The organism is Brevibacillus fluminis, assembly GCF_003710825.1.
GTDB lineage: Bacteria > Bacillota > Bacilli > Brevibacillales > Brevibacillaceae > Brevibacillus_D > Brevibacillus_D fluminis.
On the sequence record NZ_RHHQ01000007.1, the window covers coordinates 523137 to 542175 of the forward strand.

A 19039-nucleotide genomic window follows, 5' to 3' on the forward strand; every position below is an offset into this window, starting at 1 on the left:
AATTTGTAAGAAGGAATTCTCATTCGATTGTAGAAACATCACTATGTAACCGATTACACAAAGAAGATGAGGGGGAAAACGGCATATGAGAGCAAGGTTTTTGAAAGCGGCACTACTTTTCCTTGCGGCGATGTTGATTCTTGCCGGATGTGCGTCCGGCGCAAAGCAACAGTCTTCTACAGACAATTCGGGCGGTGCAAGCGGCAAAGCGGCTTTGAAAGTGGCCTATTACGTTAATGGTACTTTGGGTGACAAAGGATTTTTCGATTCCGCGCAAGCCGGTCTGGAGAAAGCGAAAAAAGACTTGGGCATCGACCTGAAAACGGTTGAAGGCGGTACCAATCAGGCAGACTGGGCAGCCGGTCTGGAATCGCTCGTCTCCGGCGGCAAGTATGAAGTAATCGTAGTCGGTACGAGCCAAATGAAAGAGATCGCGATTGATATCGCGAAGCGCTACCCCAACCAGAAATTCATTTACTTTGACGAAATGATCAAAGATGTGCCGAATTTGTACTCGATGCTTTACTCGCAAAGCGAAGGTTCGTTTTTGGCAGGCGCGTTCGCCGCATTGGTAACGACCAGCACAGAGCTGCCAGGTGCGAATCCGGACAAAGTGATCGGTTTCGTCGGCGGAATGGATATCCCGATCATCAACGACTTCAAAGCAGGCTATGAGCAAGGTGCGCAGTACGTGGACAAAGACGTGAAGGTTATTGCTTCTTATGTCGGCGATTTCTCCAACGCGCCGAAAGCCAAAGAGCTGGGTCTTGCACAATACAACACGCAAAACGTGGACATCTCTTACAACGTAGCGGGCGGCGCAGGCTTGGGATTGCTCGAGGCGGGTAAAGAAGTGGGCAAATATTCGATCGGTGTCGATGGAAACCAGAATCCGCTCTACCCTGGCAGCGTGCTGACCAGTATGATGAAAAACATCGACCAGTCGATTTATCGCGCGCTTGAATTGCACATCCAAGGCAAGCTCGCTTACGGTACCAATGAAGTGCTAGGAATCAAGGAAGGTGGCGTCGGCCTTGCTGAGGATGACCTCTACAAACAGCATGTGCCGAAATCCATTCAGGACAAAATGGCGGAAATCTCCAAAAAGTTGAGCGGCGGCGAAATTCAGGTGAAATCGATCATGCAATAATCTAGAACGGATAACGAGGGAAGTGCAAGCTTCCCTCGCCATTACGCTAAAGAGGTGCGAAAGATGGCAGACCTGCTGGAAATGAAAAACATCCACAAAACGTATCCGAATGGCACTAAGGCCAACCAGGGCGTCAACCTCAAGATCCGTGAAGGGGAGATTCATGCGCTGGTCGGCGAAAACGGCGCAGGCAAATCCACGCTGATGAAAATCTTGTTTGGCCTCGAACAGCCAACAGATGGCGAATTGCGCTACAAAGGACAACCAGTCACATTTCACAACCCCAAGGACGCCATCGCACATGGGATCGGAATGGTTCATCAGCATTTTATGCTTGTCCCTTCCTTTACCGTAGCGGAAAACATCGTACTTGGGATCGAGAAGCGGCGGGGACCGCTTTCTCTGTTCACCGATCGTAAGGCAGCCGTAAAGTCGGTTCAGCAGCTGTCCGAAAGCTACGGCTTGCGCGTACAGGCGGAGGCGAAGGTGGAGACGATCTCGGTAGGACAGAAACAGCGGGTGGAAATCTTGAAGGCGCTGTATCGCGGCGCCCGGCTGTTGATCCTCGATGAGCCGACAGCGGTGTTGACCCCGCAGGAGACGGATGAGCTGTTTGTTGCCCTGCGCCAGTTAGTGACCCAAGGTTACACGATTATTTTCATCACACACAAGCTGCGCGAGGTCATGGAAATTTCCGATCGGGTCACCGTTCTACGGGCGGGCAAGACGATCGGGACGCTTGCGACAAAGGAAACCAACAAGGAAGAGATTTCACGATTGATGGTGGGGCGGGACGTGCTGCTTCGCGTAGAGAAAAAAGCAGCGAATCCCCAAGATGTCGTTCTCGCGGTAGAAAATCTGTCGGTTGCAGACAACCGCGGATCAATCGCAGTCAAACAACTTTCCTTTTCTGTGCGGAGCGGCGAAATTTTTGGCATTGCCGGAGTCGAGGGCAACGGACAGACAGAATTGGTGGAGGCGATCACCGGATTGCGTGCGCGTGTCGGCGGATCTGTACGCTTCCTGCAGCAAGAACTGACCGGGTTGGATGTGTTAGGCATCCGAAATCTGGGCATCGGGCATATTCCGGAGGATCGGCAGTCACGCGGCGCGTGCCTCACCGCCAGCATTCAGGAGAATCTGATACTTGATTTATATCGCCAAAAAGCGTTCAACCGTGGTGGGCTGTTGCATCAGGCCAACTTGAAGCAAAAAGTCGATGAGCTGATCGCGCATTATGACATCAGGACCAAGAGCGGGGATTTTTTGGCCGGCTCGCTATCCGGAGGGAATTTGCAAAAGGTAGTCATCGCACGGGAGCTATCCAAAGACCCGAAATTGCTGGTAGCTTCACAGCCGACTCGCGGCGTCGACATAGGTGCAATCGAATTCATCCATCGCGAGATCATCCGCAAGCGCGATGAAGGGTCCGCCGTGCTGCTCATTTCGGCAGAGCTTTCCGAGGTGATGAGCCTGTCGGACCGGATCGGCGTGATGTACAACGGAGAGCTGGTAGCCATTCTAGAAAACAATCACGCATTGACCGAAGAGGAGATTGGCTTCTATATGCTCGGTGTGAAAAAGCATGAAAAGAAGGCGATGGGATCATGAAAAATCGGAGTGAATTGACCTTAGAGCTCACAGGTATTGTTGGCGCCGCCATCGCTGCGGTAGCGATCGGCTTTCTGGTGATTTTGTGCATTAGCACGGAGCCGCTCACAGCAATCCAGTCCTTTCTGTTTGACCCTTTTGCAAATCCTTTCAATTTTGGCACGGTCTTAAACAAGATGACACCGCTTCTTTTCACCGGGTTGGCGCTCGCTGTCGTGTTCCAGGCAGGGGTTTTCAGCATGGGGGCGGAAGGGCAACTGTATGTAGGGGCTTTTACGGGCTCGCTGGTTGCCGTTTACGTACACGGCTTGTCGGCATGGGTGCATATCCCGTTGATTCTGTTGTGTGCCGTGCTGGGTGGTGCATTGTATGGGTTGATTCCCGGTGTATTGAAGGCGTATTTTCGCGCGGACGAGATCGTCAGCACGCTGATGCTCAACTTCATCGCGACGCTCGGCGTTTCGTATTTTTTGAACAATGTGTTTAAGGACCCGACGAGCGGCGGCTATGCCCGGATGAATTTCATCGACAAGGAGTCGCTTCTGGGCAAATTCATCGACGGATTTCCTGCACACAGCGGGCTGTTCATCGCGTTGGGTACGGTAGCGATCGTCTACCTGCTGCTGTATAAGACGAGATGGGGCTATGAGATTCGGCTCGTCGGCAAAAATGCACTGTTCGCCGAGTATGGCGGCATTCGCATCAAGCGGGTTGTTGTCCTTTCGGTTGTGCTCTCCGGGGCGTTGGCTGGTCTGGGTGGCATCGTTGAGGTGCTCGGCATACATGGTACGCTGAAAGACAATTTCTCCGTAGGACTTGGCTTTGACGGCATCATTATCGCGTTGTTGGCCCGCAATCATCCGTTGGGCGTGGTTGTCGCCAGCTTTTTCTACGCTTATTTGCAGGTGGGCGGTCAGCTGATGCAAGCCAATACCGATGTGCCGCGAGAGCTTGCGATCATTATTCAAGTTCTCTTGGTACTGTTTGTTTCGGCGCAAGCGGTGTTCGCTTATTTGCGTCAGCGTAAAACGGTTAGGGTGACTGGGGGTGTTGACGTTGCTCAGTAACCTGTGGGAACAAGTGATCAATTTGAGCCTGTTTGCGGTGTTGCTGCGGGTGACGGTCCCGATTCTGTTATCCGCTTTGGGCGGTCTCATTTCTGATCTGGCCGGCGTAATTAACATCGGGCTGGAGGGGCTGATGCTCATCTCCGCATTCGCTTCCATCGCTGTCGGCTCGCTGACTGGCAGCTGGGTACTCGGGGTAGTCGCAGGCATCGCCGCATCGGTGTTAATCAGTTTGGCGATGGGCTTTTTCACACTGCGGCTCAAGGTGAACATCATCATCGCTGGTTTTGCAGTCAACATTTTCGGCTCAGGCGTAACGGTCTTTTTACTCAATGTGCTGTTTGGAGCGACGGGCAACTACAACCCGAGCGACCTGGACAAAATCCCGACAGTCATCATCCCGGGGATCGAGTCGATTCCGGTCGTGGGCAAGCTTTTGAGCGGGCACAACCTGATGGTGTGGGTCGCACTGCTCGCCGTCCTGTTTTGTTATTACATGCTGTATCGCACGCCGTATGGTGGACATCTTCGCTCGATCGGCGAAGCGCCTGATGCTGCACGATCCTTGGGTATTCCGGTGGAGCGGGTGCAATATTCGGCGCTCATGTGGAGCGGGGTTTTCACAGGTTTGGCAGGCTCGTACTTATCGATGGGCATGACTAGCATGTTCGTGAAAGATATGACGGCGGGCACGGGCTTTTTGGCGCTCGCAGTCGTGGTATTCGGCAACCGCAATCCGCTCGGGGTCTTTTTCGGCGCGCTGATCTTTGGACTCGCGACAGCGGTGACGACGATGATCGAAACGACTGCAGGCAGCGGTGTGCCGAGCCAATTTGTGAAAATGATTCCGTATATCGTGACGATTGTCGCTCTCGTCATTTTGGCGCTGCGCAAGCATCGGAAGCAGCTTGCCATGTCCGGAGCGGGAGCTTGAACCCCATAACCACTAGAGGAGGCCTATGAAATGAGCGTGAACCAAACAAAACGGAAAGTGATCCTGGACTGCGATCCGGGCCATGATGATGCAATCGCGATTTTACTTGCGGCCAAGGCTCCGAAGGTGGAGCTAGTGGCAATCACGACCGTCGCCGGCAATGCGGAGGTAGAAAAAACAACGGTCAACGCACTGAAAGTATGTGAGATTGCGGGACTTAGCGACGTTCCGGTTGCCCGCGGCGCCGGACAGCCGATCTTGCGTGAACGCCGGACCGCCCCGGACATTCATGGCGACTCAGGGATGGATGGCCCGCTGTTGCCACAGCCGACGAAAAGCCCTGTAGAAGAGCATGCAGTAGACTTGATCATCCGGCACTTGCTTGCATCGGATGGGGATATTACACTTGTTCCGGTGGGACCTTTAACCAATATTGCCCTTGCTATGCGTCGTGAACCAGCGATCATTCCTAAAATTCAGGAGATCGTACTGATGGGTGGCGCCATGTTCGGGAATACCACGCCTGCTGCGGAATTCAATATTTTCGTCGATGCGGAAGCGGCAAAAATCGTATTTGAAAGCGGCGTCCCGCTGGTGATGGTCGGGCTTGACCTGACACACCAGGCGATGGCGACCCCTGAAATTGTGGAACGCATTGCTGCCATCGATAACAATGTGAGCACATTCGTTGTCGAGCTGCTGAACTTTTTTAGCGATACGTATTTTCATGTATTCGGCTTTGGTGGCGCCCCGATCCATGATGCCTGCGCGATTGCCTATGTGAATGATCCGAGCGTGTTTACGACGATCAAGCGGCGGGTGGATATTGAGACAAAAGGCGAGTTCACGTATGGGATGACGGTTGTCGACTTGTACGGGGTTACGGGCAGAGAACCCAATGTTGAAGTAGCGGACAAGCTGGACCAAGAAAAATTTTGGACGATGCTTTGCGACGCACTGAAACAGTATTCATAGGAGGGACATATGAGCGAACGGAAGAGAGTCATATTGGATGTGGACACGGGGATTGACGATGCGCTGGCGATTCTCTATCTGTTGAAATCAAAAGAAGCGCACGTGGAAGGAATCATCGCGGGCTTTGGCAATGTGGACGCTGAGCTGGCCGCCGAAAACACGTTGAAAATCGTCGAGCTCGCGGATTGCGGCTATGACGTGCCTGTACTGGTTGGGGCAAAAGGACCGCTTGTGCGCGCCTGGAAGGGGCCAGTAACACATATTCACGGAGCAAACGGCATCGGTAACGTGGAGCTGCCTAAGCCGAAGCAAGCGGTAAGCGAGGAGCATCCATCGGTATTCCTTTCCCGTTTGGCGAACACATATCCTGGTGAAATTACACTTGTTACGGTAGGACGCATGACCAATCTGGCAAACGCCCTGGCACATGACCCGTCGCTGAAAGAAAAGCTGAAGGAAGTCGTCGTCATGGGCGGTGCGATCCGGGTGCCGGGCAACGTAACGCCCGTCGTGGAGGCGAATATGGGGGGCGATCCGGAAGCGGCTTATTTCGTGGTCGAGTCCGGCATGCCGCTGACGCTGGTAAGCCTGGACGTCACGATGAAAACGCGGTTGACCTTGGCCCATCTAGATGTCTTGGAGCGGATTGCCGAACCGGACCGCAGCCAGATTGCCCGCACGGTACGCGAGCTGCTCACGTTCCGTCTCGAAGCGTATGCCAAAAGCAACGGTATCACCGATGGCAGCCCGCTGCATGATCCGCTCGCAGTTGCTGTAGCGCTCGACCCGACACTGGTAGAGACTGAACAGCTGCATGTCGCGATCGAATGCAAAGGAAGCGTATCGGCTGGTGCGACCATCGCCGATATGCGGGCGGTACCGCGGGTAGGAAAGGTGCTGACGACGTGCCACAGCGTCGATGCGGAGCGGTTTATCAAACGGTTTGTCGCTGTGCTGGCAGGACGGGATGAGGAGGAAGTCACATGGAATATATAATTTTGGATGTGGACACCGGGATCGATGATGCGCTGGCCATTGCTTATGCGGTTCGTTCGCCGCTGGCTGAGGTACTTGGGCTAACGACCTGCTTCGGCAATACGTCTGTCGAAGAAGCGACACGCAATTCGCTGCAGGTGCTAGAGCTGCTCGGCGCGGATCACATTCCGGTCGCGATGGGAGCACCGAATCCGCTGCTGCGAGCACCGCTCAAGCAGAAAGCGACCGCGATTCATGGCGAAAATGCAATCGGCGACGTGGAGCTGCCGCTGCCAAAATCCGAGGCACTGGCGATCGACGCTGCCACGTTTATCGTTAACACGGTGCGTGAGCGTCCAGGCCAAGTGACATTGGTGACGGTCGGGAGCCAAACCAATCTGGCGCTCGCTATCATGAAAGACCCGGAAATCGTCAAGCTGGTGAAACGCGTGGTCATCATGGGCGGCGCCGTCACAGTTCCCGGGAACGTCACGCCTGTAGCGGAAGCCAATATTTATTCCGATCCAGAAGCGGCCGCTTACGTATTCCAATCGGGTATCCCGATCACACTGGTGGGCCTGGATGTCACAATGCAAACACTGCTGACACGCGAGCATCTCGCAGACTGGCGGGCAAAAGGAACAGACCTCGGCCGTACGCTGGCAGACATGTGCGATTTTTATATGGACGCCTACTACCAATTCAATCCGACGCTCGGCGGCTGTGCCCTGCACGATCCGCTCGCAGTAGGTGTGGTCTTGGACCCGACATTTGTCCAAACGCGCTCGCTGCATGTGCAGGTCGACACCGAGGGCTCCTTGTCCATCGGCCGCACAATCGGCGACCTACGCGCCAATTCAGCACAAGCCCCAAACATGGACGTCTGCCTGGAAGTCGACGTCGAACGATTTGTCACTCATTTTTTGGAATGGGTTGTGTAACGAAATAGGGAAGAAGGACAGAGCTAGTTTTTTTACAGGCTCTGTCTTTCTTATTTTTTGTACCCCTAATTTGAAATCTTTTTTTGTCATCAGCAGCTAGGGATTTTCGCAAGAAAGTGGAACGGAAGCTTTGACGATGCCTGCCAGGTGAAAGCAAAAAAACGCAAACGCCTTTAGCGCCACATCTACTACCTGAGATACTTCCGCCGCGCAGCGTGTGGCTTTGGGGCGCGGTTTGCGTTTTTTTGCTTTCGCCGTTCACCCCGACCCACAGTGGGCATTGTCACCGCTTCCGTGGAATTTTCTTGCGAAAATCCCCTCCCTTCCCCAAACAAAAAAATATTTCAAACTACCACTTTCTTTTCTCCCCCTGATCTAATAAAATAGTGTAGGATTAAAAATATACTCGGTACATTAATTACATCGTTTCAATAAGAGAACCGCTCCACAAACAAGAAACATTTGGATGAAAGGGATGCTACCATGACTGCTCAAACACATCATTACGATATCGTCATCGTCGGAGGAGGACTTGCAGGTTTGTCTGCAGCCGCCTATTTAGCGAATAAAGGAAAAAAGGTCGCTGTTTTGGAACGTGGCGCACTTGGCGGGCGAGCAGTGACATTACCCATAAAAGGTTTTCACTTCAATTTTGGAGCCCATGCGATCTATGGTCGCGATACATCCGTATTGCGCACCTTTGAAAAAGAACTGGGCATCCACATCAATTGGCGCGACTTTACGCCGAGCAAAGCAAAATATGACATCGGCGATGAAGTGACCGACGTGCCTGCAAACATTCAAGGTCTTTTCCGCACAAAAGTGCTAACAGGTTTAGATAAAGTAAGCTTCACCTTCAACATCTTGAAAACAATGCTCAAACTGGAGTCCGGCCACCCGCACCTCTCGATTCAAAAATGGCTGGAGAAAAAGGAAGTCAATGATGAAGTCCGCGAGATGATGCTGACGCTGGCGTCCTCCAACTTCTTTACGAAAGAGCCGGAAAAAATCCCTTCGGATGTGTTCTTCCGTTACTACTCCCGCTTGTTTTTGACCAACAAGCCGGTTGCATACATCGGTGGGGGCTGGCAATCGCTAATCCAGGAATTCGTGCGCGTGATCGAAGCGAACAACGGTACGATCTACACAAAAACCAAAATCGACCGTGTCTCGTTTGAAGATAACCGTATCACCGCTGTACATGCAGGTGAGGAAACGACGTTTACCGGCGATCAGTTCATCATGTGCATTCCGCCGAAGGAGCTGGACAAAATCATGGCCGGTTCCCGTCTGGAAGGTCTTGCGAAGCACTATGCCCAATACGACCCAACCTATGTAATGGTGTATGATATCGGCTTGAAAAAACGGATCGAAAGCCCTTATACCTACATTTACGACAAGCAAAACAACATGTTCATCACGGACATCTCGTACTACGACACAAGCTGTACGCCAGAGGGCGGCCAACTGCTGCAGGCAACCGCGTACCTGCGCCAAGAGGACATGGGCAAAAAAGAAGTGCTGGAAGCGTACAAAGAAAAAATCGAACATATGTATGACAAACACTTCCCAGGCTGGAGAGAAGAACTGGTCGTGCCGCGCGTATCGCAGCGCGCAGTGGTACAAGAAATCAAATGGACGATGAATCAGCAAGCGATGCCGGTCTTCTTCCCGGATTACCGCAACCTGTTCTTCGCAGGCGACTGGTGCCAAGGCCAAGGCCAGCTTTCCGAGCTGTCGTTCTCCAGCGCAATGTCCGTTTGCGAGATGATCATGCAGCATCAGGAACTGGAGCTTGTCAGCAAGCATTCGATCGGGTAAAGGTACATCAATAAAGATAGGCAAGGAAAAGAGCGTGCATTCCGCGATGGGATGCGCGCTTTTTTGCGCATTTCGATCGAAGTAGCCAAGCCGCTTGCAGGGTCATACGGGAGTTGCATTTTCTGTTATCGAATGCCGACGTGAATGGCTGGTAGAAAATATCGAACCTTTTTTGCATCTGCCGATGAGAAAAAGGTTCAGGGGATAACAGCGAAAAACAAGCCCCGGGGGATTGGTACAAAAATAACGATGCGAAATGTGTTCGGTTTTTGCGTGGCTGAAGGCGAAATGATTCGAAAGAAAGGCGGCATAGAAGTTGCAACTACTAATTGGCAACCGGGGGAGGGAAGGGTGTTCATGTGAAACAGACTATGATCATCCGCAAATGAAGTTCGCGTGACTTGAGATACGTGAAATAAAAAAAAAAGCAATCGTTAGAATAATACGATTTTTCAGTAAATAAAATTGACTACACTTCCAATTTGCTCTAAAATGAAATAAATATTGTCAAGACTGTAAACGTTTGTCCTCCTTCATGCCCGTTGCGAGATCACAGACGTAGACACCAGTCCGATTTCCGCCACCAGAATGCCTCTGGCGCGCGGAGCTTGGGCTGGTTTTTTCTGTTTATCGGCGACACAAGCGAAAGAGTCATTCGAAAGGGGTGCGCGCGTTATGAATGAGATACATCTGGCCATCACGGATGCGACGAAATGGTACAAGAAATTCAAAGCGGTCGACAAGATCAACCTGGAGGTGAAAAAAGGGGAGTTTCTGACCATTCTGGGGCCATCCGGTTCCGGCAAAACCTCATTATTGAAGCTCATCGCTGGGTTCGAGGAAGTGAGCGCCGGTTCGATCTACTTGAACCATCAAGATATTACGGGCAAAAAACCATATGAGCGGGACATTGGCATGCTTTTTCAAAACTATGCGCTTTTCCCGCACATGACCATAGCAGACAATATCGCCTATCCCCTCCGCCTACGGAAAGTGAACAAGCAGGAGATCCGCGAGCGGGTCCAAAAAATCCTCGATCTCGTGCATCTGTCCGAGTACGGCAATCGTTTTCCCGCGCAGTTGAGCGGTGGTCAGCAGCAGCGAGTGGCATTGGCGAGAGCGATCGTCTTCAATCCGCCGCTTTTATTGCTGGATGAGCCTTTAGGTGCCCTCGACAAAAATTTGCGTGAGAAGATGCAATTGGAAATCAAGCATATTCAGGAAAAGATCGGGATTACAACGATCAGCGTGACGCACGATCAGGAGGAAGCGCTAACCATGTCGGATCGGGTTTGCGTGATGAACAAGGGGCGAATCGAGCAAATTGCTACTCCGCAGCAGCTATACCAAAGGCCAGTCAACAAGTTCGTTGCCGAATTCATTGGTGAAATCAATCTGCTCGCAGGCGAGGTCGTCGGAAATGAGGAAGGCCAATTGGCGATCCGGTTGTTTGCGGATGCTGGCATCACGCTGCATTCCAATCATGACGGGGGTTTCAGCGAAAGAGAAGCATACGTGGCGATCCGGCCGGAAAATATTCAGCTCGCTTCTGACCGTGGCGCGTTTAAAAACACGATGGAGGCGAAAGTTTGCGAGACGATTTATGTAGGGGACGCCTGCAAAGTCAAGACCAGAACAGCTTGCGGACATGAGATGACGGTCAAGATTCCGGCACGGCTATCCGGAAGCTGCAAAGCCGGTGATGAGATTCTCTTGGGCTGGAACCTGTCGGAATCGACCGTGATTCCGTATGAGCGCGAGGCGATCTTAGCATAACGAAATGCCAAAAAAATATTGGGGGAATTATCATGGGCAAAGGGTTGAAAGTCAGCTTGGTTACGCTTGTTGCAGGACTTGTGGTCGCGGGCTGTAGTGGGGGAGGGAGCGAGCAGGCGGCTAGCACCTCCTCTACTGGCGGGCAAGCGAGTGGAGAACAGCAGGAACTGGTCGTCGTCGACTGGGGAGGCGCTTCGTCAGACGCGGCGAAAAAAGCGGAATACGAACCGTTTGAAAAGAAATTCAACGTGAAGATTACCGTTGTTTCTCCGACAGATGTAGGTAAGCTGAAAGCGATGGTCGAGAGCGGAAATGTCGAGTGGGATGTCGTCAATTCGGATACCGATGTGGCGATTCGACTTGGCAGCGAAGGACTGCTCGAAAAGCTGGATTATAGCGTCATCAATGCCAAGGACGTGTACCCGGAGCTTGTCTCTGATTATTCCATCGGGCAGGAGCTGTTCTATACGAATATCGGATACAGCACCGAGCTATTTCCGGGGGACAGCCATCCGAAAAGCTGGACGGATTTCTGGGATACCGCAAAATTTCCAGGTCCTCGCTCCTTGTATAAGACGCCGATGTCTACGCTTGAAGCGGCGCTGCTCGCCGATGGCGTAGCTCCCGACAAACTGTATCCGCTCGATGTCGACCGTGCTTTAAAGAGCCTCGATAAAATCAAAAAAGACGTAAAAGTGTGGTGGGAAGCGGGCGCGCAACCTCCTCAGCTGCTGTCAACCAAAGAAGTGGCGGCTTCTATGGCGTGGAACGGTCGCATTTCTGTAGCGAAGGCACAAGGCTCCAAAATCGACAATGAGTTCAATCAGGCACTTGCCATGTCGACCTCATGGGTCGTTCCGAAGGGGACGCCGCATAAAGACTTGGCGATGAAGTTCATTGCGTATGTGTCCGAACCTGAGCCGCAGGCGGAGTATTCCAAACTGATCGATTATGCGCCGACCAATGCCAAGGCGCTGGACTTGTTGTCTGAGGACTTGAAAGCGCGGCTTGGGCAGTTAAAGAAGGACAAGGAGAATCAGGTGATCCTAGACGTCAACTATTGGGCGAAGAACTTCGATGAGGTAAACGAGAAGTTCAATAAGTGGCTACTGCAATAGGATGGGCTCTGTCGGTAAGAGGGAATCGCCGTCTGTATCACGAATCGCGAAGACGACAAGGTTCGGACCATATGTAAGGGGGAACTTTATGTCAAAAGGTAAAACACAGGCAGCAGCACTGCCCGCAGTGCCCTCGCTGCAAATCGCCAAAATTCCGGGACTCAAGTGGCTGCTGCTGATCGTACCGCTCGTGTACGTCATGTTTCTGCTATACTACTCGATGATCAGCGTCCTGAAGCTGAGTGTAGTCGATCATACCGGATTTACGCTTACCTACCTGAAGGACGTGCTGACGGATACGCTTTATTTGAAAGTGCTGTGGAATACGCTGAAAACATCGTTCTTGGTCACCGTGTGGACTGTGATTCTCGCATATCCGATCGCGTATCTGCTAGTCGTCATTGAGTCGGGGACTTGGAAAAAAGTCATAATGGGAACGGTCATGATTACGATGTGGATCAGCTTGCTTGTTCGTACGTTCACCTGGACCGTAATCCTGCAGGAGCACGGTGTGGTCAATTCGGTTTTAATGAATCTCGGGGTAATCCAGGAACCGCTCAAGCTACTGTACAACACGGTCGGCGTCACCATCGGGATGACCCACATTTTGCTGCCATACATGGTTTTGAGCCTGTATGCGGTCATGGAACGGATTGATCGCAGGCTGATCCAAGCGGCGCAAGGGATGGGGGCAAAGCCCTGGCAGGCCTTTGTCCACATTATGTTTCCGCTCTCCTTGCCAGGCGTCATGTCAGGATCATTGATCGTGTTTGTACTCGGACTGGGTTATTTCATTACGCCGGCATTATTGGGCGGACAAGGCAACATGATGATTTCCAAGCTGATCCAGGAAAACATCCAAACAACGCTCAACTGGAATCTGGCCGCAGCGCTTGCGCTTGTGCTACTCGGGACAACGTTGTTGCTGCTAGGGTTGGCGTATTGGGTGTCCCGGTTGTCACCGATGTTGAAGGGGGATCGTTAAGCATGTGGCTGCGCATTGTGGTAGGGATTTTGCTTGTGCTGATGATCGCCCCCATTTTGGTGATGATTCCGCTCTCCTTCAGCTCACAGGTCGCGTTTCAATTTCCGCCTGAAAGCTATTCGATGCAATGGTATGAAAACTTTTGGAGCAACAGGCAGTGGACGGAAGGATTGTGGCGGAGCGTCGTCGTCGCCTTCTTTACGGCAATTGTCTCGCTTGCCCTGGGAACGATGGCGGCATTGGCTGTGAACCGCCTTACCTTCCCTGGCAAAAAAATCTTTCTCAACCTGATGGTGGCACCGATGATCATACCGGTTATCGTGGTGGGGATCGCGATGTACCATACGTTTTCAGCCTACAAGCTGACCAATTCGATTCCGGGATTGGTGTTGGCCCATTCAATCCTTGCGATCCCGATCGTATTCGTCACGATAATGGCAGGTCTCAAAGGAGTGGACGGCAACCTCGAGTTAGCGGCACAAAGCCTCGGCTCCACGCCGATCGGCGCATTTTTCAAAGTCACCCTTCCGTTGATCCGTTCTTCCGTGTTTACAAGTGCTTTGTTCGCTTTCATAACTTCATTGGATGAGGTTGTCGTTAGCATTTTTATCGCAGGCTCCAAAACGAAGACGCTGCCGATCGTGATGTGGGAAAACATGAGGACGCAAGTCGATCCAACCATCGCTGCGGTATCAACCTTATTGATTGTCGGCACGGCGGTGTTTTTGATTTTGTCGCAGAGGGTGTCAAAGGGTGGAGATGCCCGATCATAAATGGAACAACTGCATACTGAAAAGAAAGGTTTTCGCTAATCGATGCGGAAGCCTTTTTTTCTTGTGCCAGGTGGATTTTGACTGTTATTATTCATCACTTTGACATCAATAACTTCATTTTATGAGTATTATTGAAGTGTATAATTTCAAATGTTAAACTATTCGTAAAATTACCTAGATCTCTACTGATCCACAAAGGAGCCGCTGCACATGAAAGCAAACGTCAAAGAACGAATCCGCACTCATTTTGCCGGTTTGACAGCAAGCCAACGTATGATCAGCCGCTTTGTGCTGGATAAGCCGAACCTGATTGCTGTACATACGGCCAAAAAAATCGGTGAGCTGACCAGCACGAGTGAATCGACGGTCATTCGTTTCAGCTATGCGCTTGGTTATTCAGGGTATGGTGAGATGCAGGAAGAGATCAGGCGCACTCTCTTGATATCCGATCAGCTACGCGGGCCGATCGAAAAGCATCAAGAAGCGTCCGGCGAGCGCGTCACGAGCGAAAATTTTGTCCAGCAGGCGTTGGAGACGGATATCGCCTACATTCAGCAGGCGCTCGCGAATGCAGACGTAGCATTGTTCCGCAAAGCGATTGAGCTAATCATGTCGGTGGACAAAATTGTCGTCGTCGGCTTCCGTTGGTGCCACATACCCGCGACATGGCTTTCCAATGCACTCAATACGCTAAAAGGCGATACGCACCTGTACCAAGGAGCAATTGGCAACGCAGACTATCTGATTACGGAGCATAGCAAAAAATGGCTCGTCATCGCTCTTTCATTTCCGCGACATCCGTCAGAAACAATTGCCTTCGTCAAAGCAGCCAAGACGGTTGGCGCGCAGGTTCTGGCGATTACGGAGGGTGAGCTGTCGCCGATCAGTGCAGAAGCGGACGTTATGCTCAAGGTGACGACGCCGCAGCCCGTTGCTACCAATGGCATGCCGACGTTGTTTTCCATCTTGAATGCACTGGTGGAGGGGGTAATGGCGGCAGGCGGCGATGAGATTACGCACCGGCTGCAGCAATATGACGAGATCAGCTCAACCTTTTATTCTTTTACAGGAGATGAAGAAGATGAGTAAGACGATGACGTTCGCCGCTACTGGCGACAGTTTTATCACGAGAAGCACGGCAAATGATCCGGATCAGTTCGCTCGCATCGCACAGCTGCTGCAAGAAGCCGATGCCTGCTTCACCAATCTGGAGACGACCGTGCATGACAACGAAGGCTATCCCGGCGCGTTTAGCGGTGGCACGTGGGCGATGTCCCCGCCGCAGGTACTGCACCATTTGAAAGAATATGGCTTCAACCTGATCGGCTGGGCGAACAACCACACGCTCGATTATTTATACGGCGGGCTGGAAGCGACGGAACGGTATTTAAACCAGTATGAATTCGTTCATGCGGGCGCGGGGAAAAACTTGGCGGAGGCATCGGCCCCGCGGTATCTCGATTTGCCGGCGGGACGTGTCGCGCTGATCGCAGCGACATCGACCTTCCATCCATGGTGGGTCGCAGGCGAACAGAGAGCCGACAGTATCGGAAGGCCTGGCATCAATCCGATGCGCTATTTGACACAGCATGCGGTGTCTCTGGAAAGGCTGCAGCAGCTCAAAGAGATCGCGGATACAGTGGACATCAACGCGGTGAACAAGGTGCTGATCGAGGAAGGATTCATGAATCCGCCGGGAGAGGGGATCTATTTGTTCGGCAATGCCCGATTCGTCGAGGGGGCAGAGGAGAAGACGACGACAGTTCCGCATCCGCGTGATTTGAAGCGTATGCTTGACTCCATTCGGGAAGCGAAGCGCCGCGCGGATTACGTACTGGTCAGCCTTCACGTCCATGAAATGAAAGGCGCGGACAAGGAGGTTGCCGCGGATTTCGTGCAAACGGTGGCGCATGCATGCATTGACGCAGGCGCGCATGCGATCATTGGACACGGTCCGCATATTGTGCGCGGCATCGAGCTTTATCGAAAGCGGCCGATTTTTTACAGCCTCGGCGATTTCATCTTTCAGACGGAGACGGTGAGCAGCCAGCCAGCTGACTTTTACGAGTTTTATGGTTTATGCCATACGCATCGGGTGGCAGACGCGCTGGAGGCGATGAGCGCCAATTATTCGCGGGGATTGTGCGTGCATCGGGATGTGTGGGAGTCGGTTATTCCCGTTTGGAAAATGGCGGATGGCGAGCTTACGGAGCTGTTGTTGTATCCGATCGAGCTGGGCTTTGACGAACCGATTTACCGGATGGGCTGCCCGGCTTTGACACACGATACGCGCATTTTGGAATCGCTTCAACGTTTAAGTGCACCGTATGGGACGACGATCACCATCGAGGACGGCGTCGGAAAAATAAGGGTTGATTGAGAGGGAGGGAGACCGTATATGAGAGAGCGTGTATTTGCGCGGCTGGAAGCCTTGTATCCCAAGCTTGTCGCCATCCGCCGGGATTTGCACATGTACCCGGAGCTATCGTTTCAGGAAGTGAGGACGCCGCAAAAAATTGCGGATGCGTATCGGGAATGGGGGCTAGAGGTCCGCGAGCAGGTGGGAGGCAGGGGCGTTGTCGCGGTTCTTCGCGGGGAAAAGCCGGGCAGGACAGTGGCGCTGCGAGCCGATTTCGATGCGCTGCCGATCCAGGATGAGAAGGAAGTGCCGTACAAGTCGCGCATGGAAGGCGTCATGCACGCTTGCGGCCACGACATTCACACGGCTTCCTTGCTGGGCGTGGCTGAAACGCTTGCAGCGGAACGAGAGGCGCTCTCGGGCACGGTCGTCTTCATCCATCAGTTCGCTGAGGAGGTGCCGCCGGGAGGGGCAATCGCGATGATCGAGGACGGCTGTCTCGAGGGGGTGGATGTGATTTTCGGGGCGCATGTGGCCTCCATTTTGCCGCTCGGCGTAATCGGGGTGAAGGAAGGCTATCTTACCGCAGCATCAGACAATTTCACGATCGAGATCAGCGGAAAAGGCGGGCACGGCGCCGGACCGCATTTGACAGTCGATGCGCTGGTGACCGGCAGCCAGCTGGTGACGGCTTTGCAGCAAATCGTGTCGAGGCGGGTTGACCCGCTCCAGCCAGCCGTTTTGACGATCGGAACGTTCATGAGCGGCGGAGCGCCGAATGTGATTGCCCAGACTGCCAAGATCGAGGGCACTGTCCGTACGTTTGATGAAGTAACGCGCAGTCTCATGGAGGAAGCGATTGGCACCATTACGCATGCGACAGCAGCAGCGGCGGGGGCACGTGCGATATATGACTACAGCAAAGGGTATCCAGCCGGTTGGAACCATCCGGGCGAAACCCGGCAGGTGGAGCGGATTGCCAAGGAACTGTTTGGTTTTGAGCAGGTGATGCAGCTTCCCGCTGGCATGGGTGGCGAGGATTTCGCCTACTATCTGCAGCGTGTGCCAGGCAGCTTCTATTACGTAGGCGGGGGGAATGCGGAAATTGGCGCGAGCTACCCGCACCATCATCCGCGCTTTGATGTGGATGAACGATCGATGCTGCACATTGGAAAGCTGTTTTTGGCGTTAGTTCTGGACAGCTTGTCGCTAGACCATCCGTAAAAAACGAAAAGGGAGTGAGACAAGATGGCATGGGTCACCCTTGTTTTATTGTTCGTCCTGTATATGATCAACTATGCCGACAAAGCGATTGCGGGCTATTCGGCTGTGCAGATCATGCAGGAGCTTCAGCTGTCGGCCACGCAATGGGGCGTTGTCGGCAGCAGCTTCTTCTGGTTGTTTTCCATTGCGGGTGTGCTAGGAGCCGCCTTGTCCGACAAGATCGGAACGAAAAAAATGCTAGCGATCATGGCGCTTTCCTGGACTATCGTACAGTTTGGCGCATATGCGATCGCGAGCTTGCCGATGCTGATGGGCGCACGCATCCTACTCGGCATTGGGGAAGGGCCGTTTTGGGCAACGGTCGTTAGCCATTTGAGCAAATGGTTTCCGGAGGAGCGGCGAGGGCTTGTCTTCTCTACCGTCAATTTTGGCGCTTTTGTCGGAGCTGTTGCGTTCGCGCCACTGTTGGTCGGCATCATCGAATCGAGCGGCTGGCGTCATTCCTGGGCGATGCTAGGCGCCGCGAGCCTGGCCTGGTTTTTGGTCTGGATGTGGATCGGCAAGGAGAAGCCGCATGCAAAAGCAATCGCACCTGAAGAGCTGATTGCCAAGGAACCGATCCAGTGGAAGAAATTGTTCGCGATTTTGTTCTCGGCCAGCTTCATCTTTACGTTTCTGATCTACTTTGCCCAAATCTGGGGAACGACATTTGCCGCTGTATGGGAACCGGTCTATTTGGTCAAGGTTCTGGGCTTTACCCCAAAGCAAATGAGCTATGCCATCGCAGGAACCGGCTTGCTCGCGGGTCTGATGACGATCGCCATCTCCTGGTATGCCGACACGCTGTATAAGAAAAACCGCAGTTATCGCAAATCATATGTAACCGTCGGCGGAATCTCGATTATCCTCGGAGGAGTGTTTTTCTACGCGATGTCAGTAACGCACCAAGCTGTATGGGTGCTGATTGCAGCCTGCCTTGCCAAAGGCTTTTCATTCTCAGTCGGCACCTCGGCATCCGTGATCGCCACCAGTCTGATGCCCGAGCGCAAAGGCTTGATCATGGGCGTACTCTCAGGATTTGTCACGATTGCAGGAATCATCTCACCGATCGTGACGGGCGCAATCGTGCAGGCGGCAGGGAATGACATTAGCCGTGGCTTCGGCAATGCATTAATTGCCAACGGCGTGCTGTTCGTGGTATTTGGCATCCTATTTTTACTCTATGTGAAACGCAACGAAACTGGACAACGTGTGCAGGAAGAGAAGGCCTCAGCCTGATAAAAGTGAAAAACGTGATGGCAGTATAGGCAAAACCTACGGACAAGATAAC

The 19039-nt window shown here is 52.7% G+C and carries 16 protein-coding genes; all 16 read left to right on the plus strand.

All coding sequences use genetic code 11. The features are described from left to right. The first annotated feature begins 85 nt into the window (after window positions 1-85). The 16 genes from EDM56_RS09225 to EDM56_RS09305 all read left to right on the plus strand — a co-directional run bounded on the left by EDM56_RS09225 (window position 86) and on the right by EDM56_RS09305 (window position 18987). Entirely contained in the window at window positions 86-1150 is a 1065-nt protein-coding gene (locus EDM56_RS09225; protein WP_122917590.1) for a BMP family lipoprotein, read from the plus strand. A gap of 63 nt (window positions 1151-1213) precedes the next feature. Then, complete coding sequence (locus EDM56_RS09230; protein ID WP_122917591.1) at window positions 1214-2761, plus strand: ABC transporter ATP-binding protein; 1548 nt, start codon at window positions 1214-1216, stop codon at window positions 2759-2761. After that, window positions 2758-3828, plus strand: a complete 1071-nt coding sequence (locus EDM56_RS09235) for an ABC transporter permease (protein ID WP_122917592.1) — start codon at window positions 2758-2760, stop codon at window positions 3826-3828. The genes EDM56_RS09230 and EDM56_RS09235 overlap by 4 nt, the downstream gene beginning before the upstream one ends. Next, window positions 3809-4762: an ABC transporter permease gene (locus EDM56_RS09240; RefSeq protein WP_246009319.1), complete on the plus strand. Its 954-nt coding sequence runs from the start codon at window positions 3809-3811 to the stop codon at window positions 4760-4762. The genes EDM56_RS09235 and EDM56_RS09240 overlap by 20 nt, the downstream gene beginning before the upstream one ends. 30 nt (window positions 4763-4792) lie before the next feature. Further along, window positions 4793-5737 carry a nucleoside hydrolase gene (locus EDM56_RS09245; RefSeq protein WP_122917594.1) on the plus strand — a complete coding sequence of 315 codons (945 nt, stop codon included), beginning with the start codon at window positions 4793-4795 and terminating at the stop codon, window positions 5735-5737. A gap of 9 nt (window positions 5738-5746) precedes the next feature. Continuing rightward, on the plus strand, window positions 5747-6733 hold the full coding sequence (locus EDM56_RS09250; RefSeq protein WP_122917595.1) for a nucleoside hydrolase: 987 nt from the start codon (window positions 5747-5749) through the stop codon (window positions 6731-6733). Further along, the gene (locus EDM56_RS09255) at window positions 6721-7653 is read left to right on the plus strand and encodes a nucleoside hydrolase (RefSeq protein ID WP_122917596.1); all 933 of its coding nucleotides are present in this window, start codon (window positions 6721-6723) and stop codon (window positions 7651-7653) included. Before EDM56_RS09250 ends, EDM56_RS09255 begins: the two co-directional genes overlap by 13 nt. 483 nt (window positions 7654-8136) lie before the next feature. Further along, the gene (locus EDM56_RS09260; RefSeq protein ID WP_122917597.1) at window positions 8137-9474 is read left to right on the plus strand and encodes a phytoene desaturase family protein; all 1338 of its coding nucleotides are present in this window, start codon (window positions 8137-8139) and stop codon (window positions 9472-9474) included. 675 nt (window positions 9475-10149) lie between these two features. Beyond that, complete coding sequence (locus tag EDM56_RS09270; protein ID WP_122917599.1) at window positions 10150-11250, plus strand: ABC transporter ATP-binding protein; 1101 nt, start codon at window positions 10150-10152, stop codon at window positions 11248-11250. 32 nt (window positions 11251-11282) lie between these two features. Continuing rightward, window positions 11283-12368, plus strand: a complete 1086-nt coding sequence (locus tag EDM56_RS09275) for a polyamine ABC transporter substrate-binding protein (RefSeq protein WP_122917600.1) — start codon at window positions 11283-11285, stop codon at window positions 12366-12368. A gap of 88 nt (window positions 12369-12456) precedes the next feature. After that, the gene (locus tag EDM56_RS09280) at window positions 12457-13353 is read left to right on the plus strand and encodes an ABC transporter permease (RefSeq protein ID WP_122917601.1); all 897 of its coding nucleotides are present in this window, start codon (window positions 12457-12459) and stop codon (window positions 13351-13353) included. Window positions 13354-13355: 2 nt separating this feature from the next. Continuing rightward, the gene (locus tag EDM56_RS09285) at window positions 13356-14126 is read left to right on the plus strand and encodes an ABC transporter permease (RefSeq protein ID WP_122917602.1); all 771 of its coding nucleotides are present in this window, start codon (window positions 13356-13358) and stop codon (window positions 14124-14126) included. A 210-nt stretch (window positions 14127-14336) separates the two neighbouring features. Next, window positions 14337-15215: a MurR/RpiR family transcriptional regulator gene (locus EDM56_RS09290; RefSeq protein ID WP_122917603.1), complete on the plus strand. Its 879-nt coding sequence runs from the start codon at window positions 14337-14339 to the stop codon at window positions 15213-15215. Next, window positions 15208-16506, plus strand: coding sequence for a CapA family protein (locus EDM56_RS09295; RefSeq protein WP_122917604.1), 1299 nt, complete (start codon window positions 15208-15210; stop codon window positions 16504-16506). Before EDM56_RS09290 ends, EDM56_RS09295 begins: the two co-directional genes overlap by 8 nt. Window positions 16507-16524: 18 nt before the next feature. After that, complete coding sequence (locus EDM56_RS09300) at window positions 16525-17709, plus strand: amidohydrolase (RefSeq protein ID WP_122917605.1); 1185 nt, start codon at window positions 16525-16527, stop codon at window positions 17707-17709. Window positions 17710-17733: 24 nt separating this feature from the next. Then, window positions 17734-18987 carry an MFS transporter gene (locus tag EDM56_RS09305; RefSeq protein WP_122917606.1) on the plus strand — a complete coding sequence of 418 codons (1254 nt, stop codon included), beginning with the start codon at window positions 17734-17736 and terminating at the stop codon, window positions 18985-18987. Window positions 18988-19039: the final 52 nt, after the last annotated feature.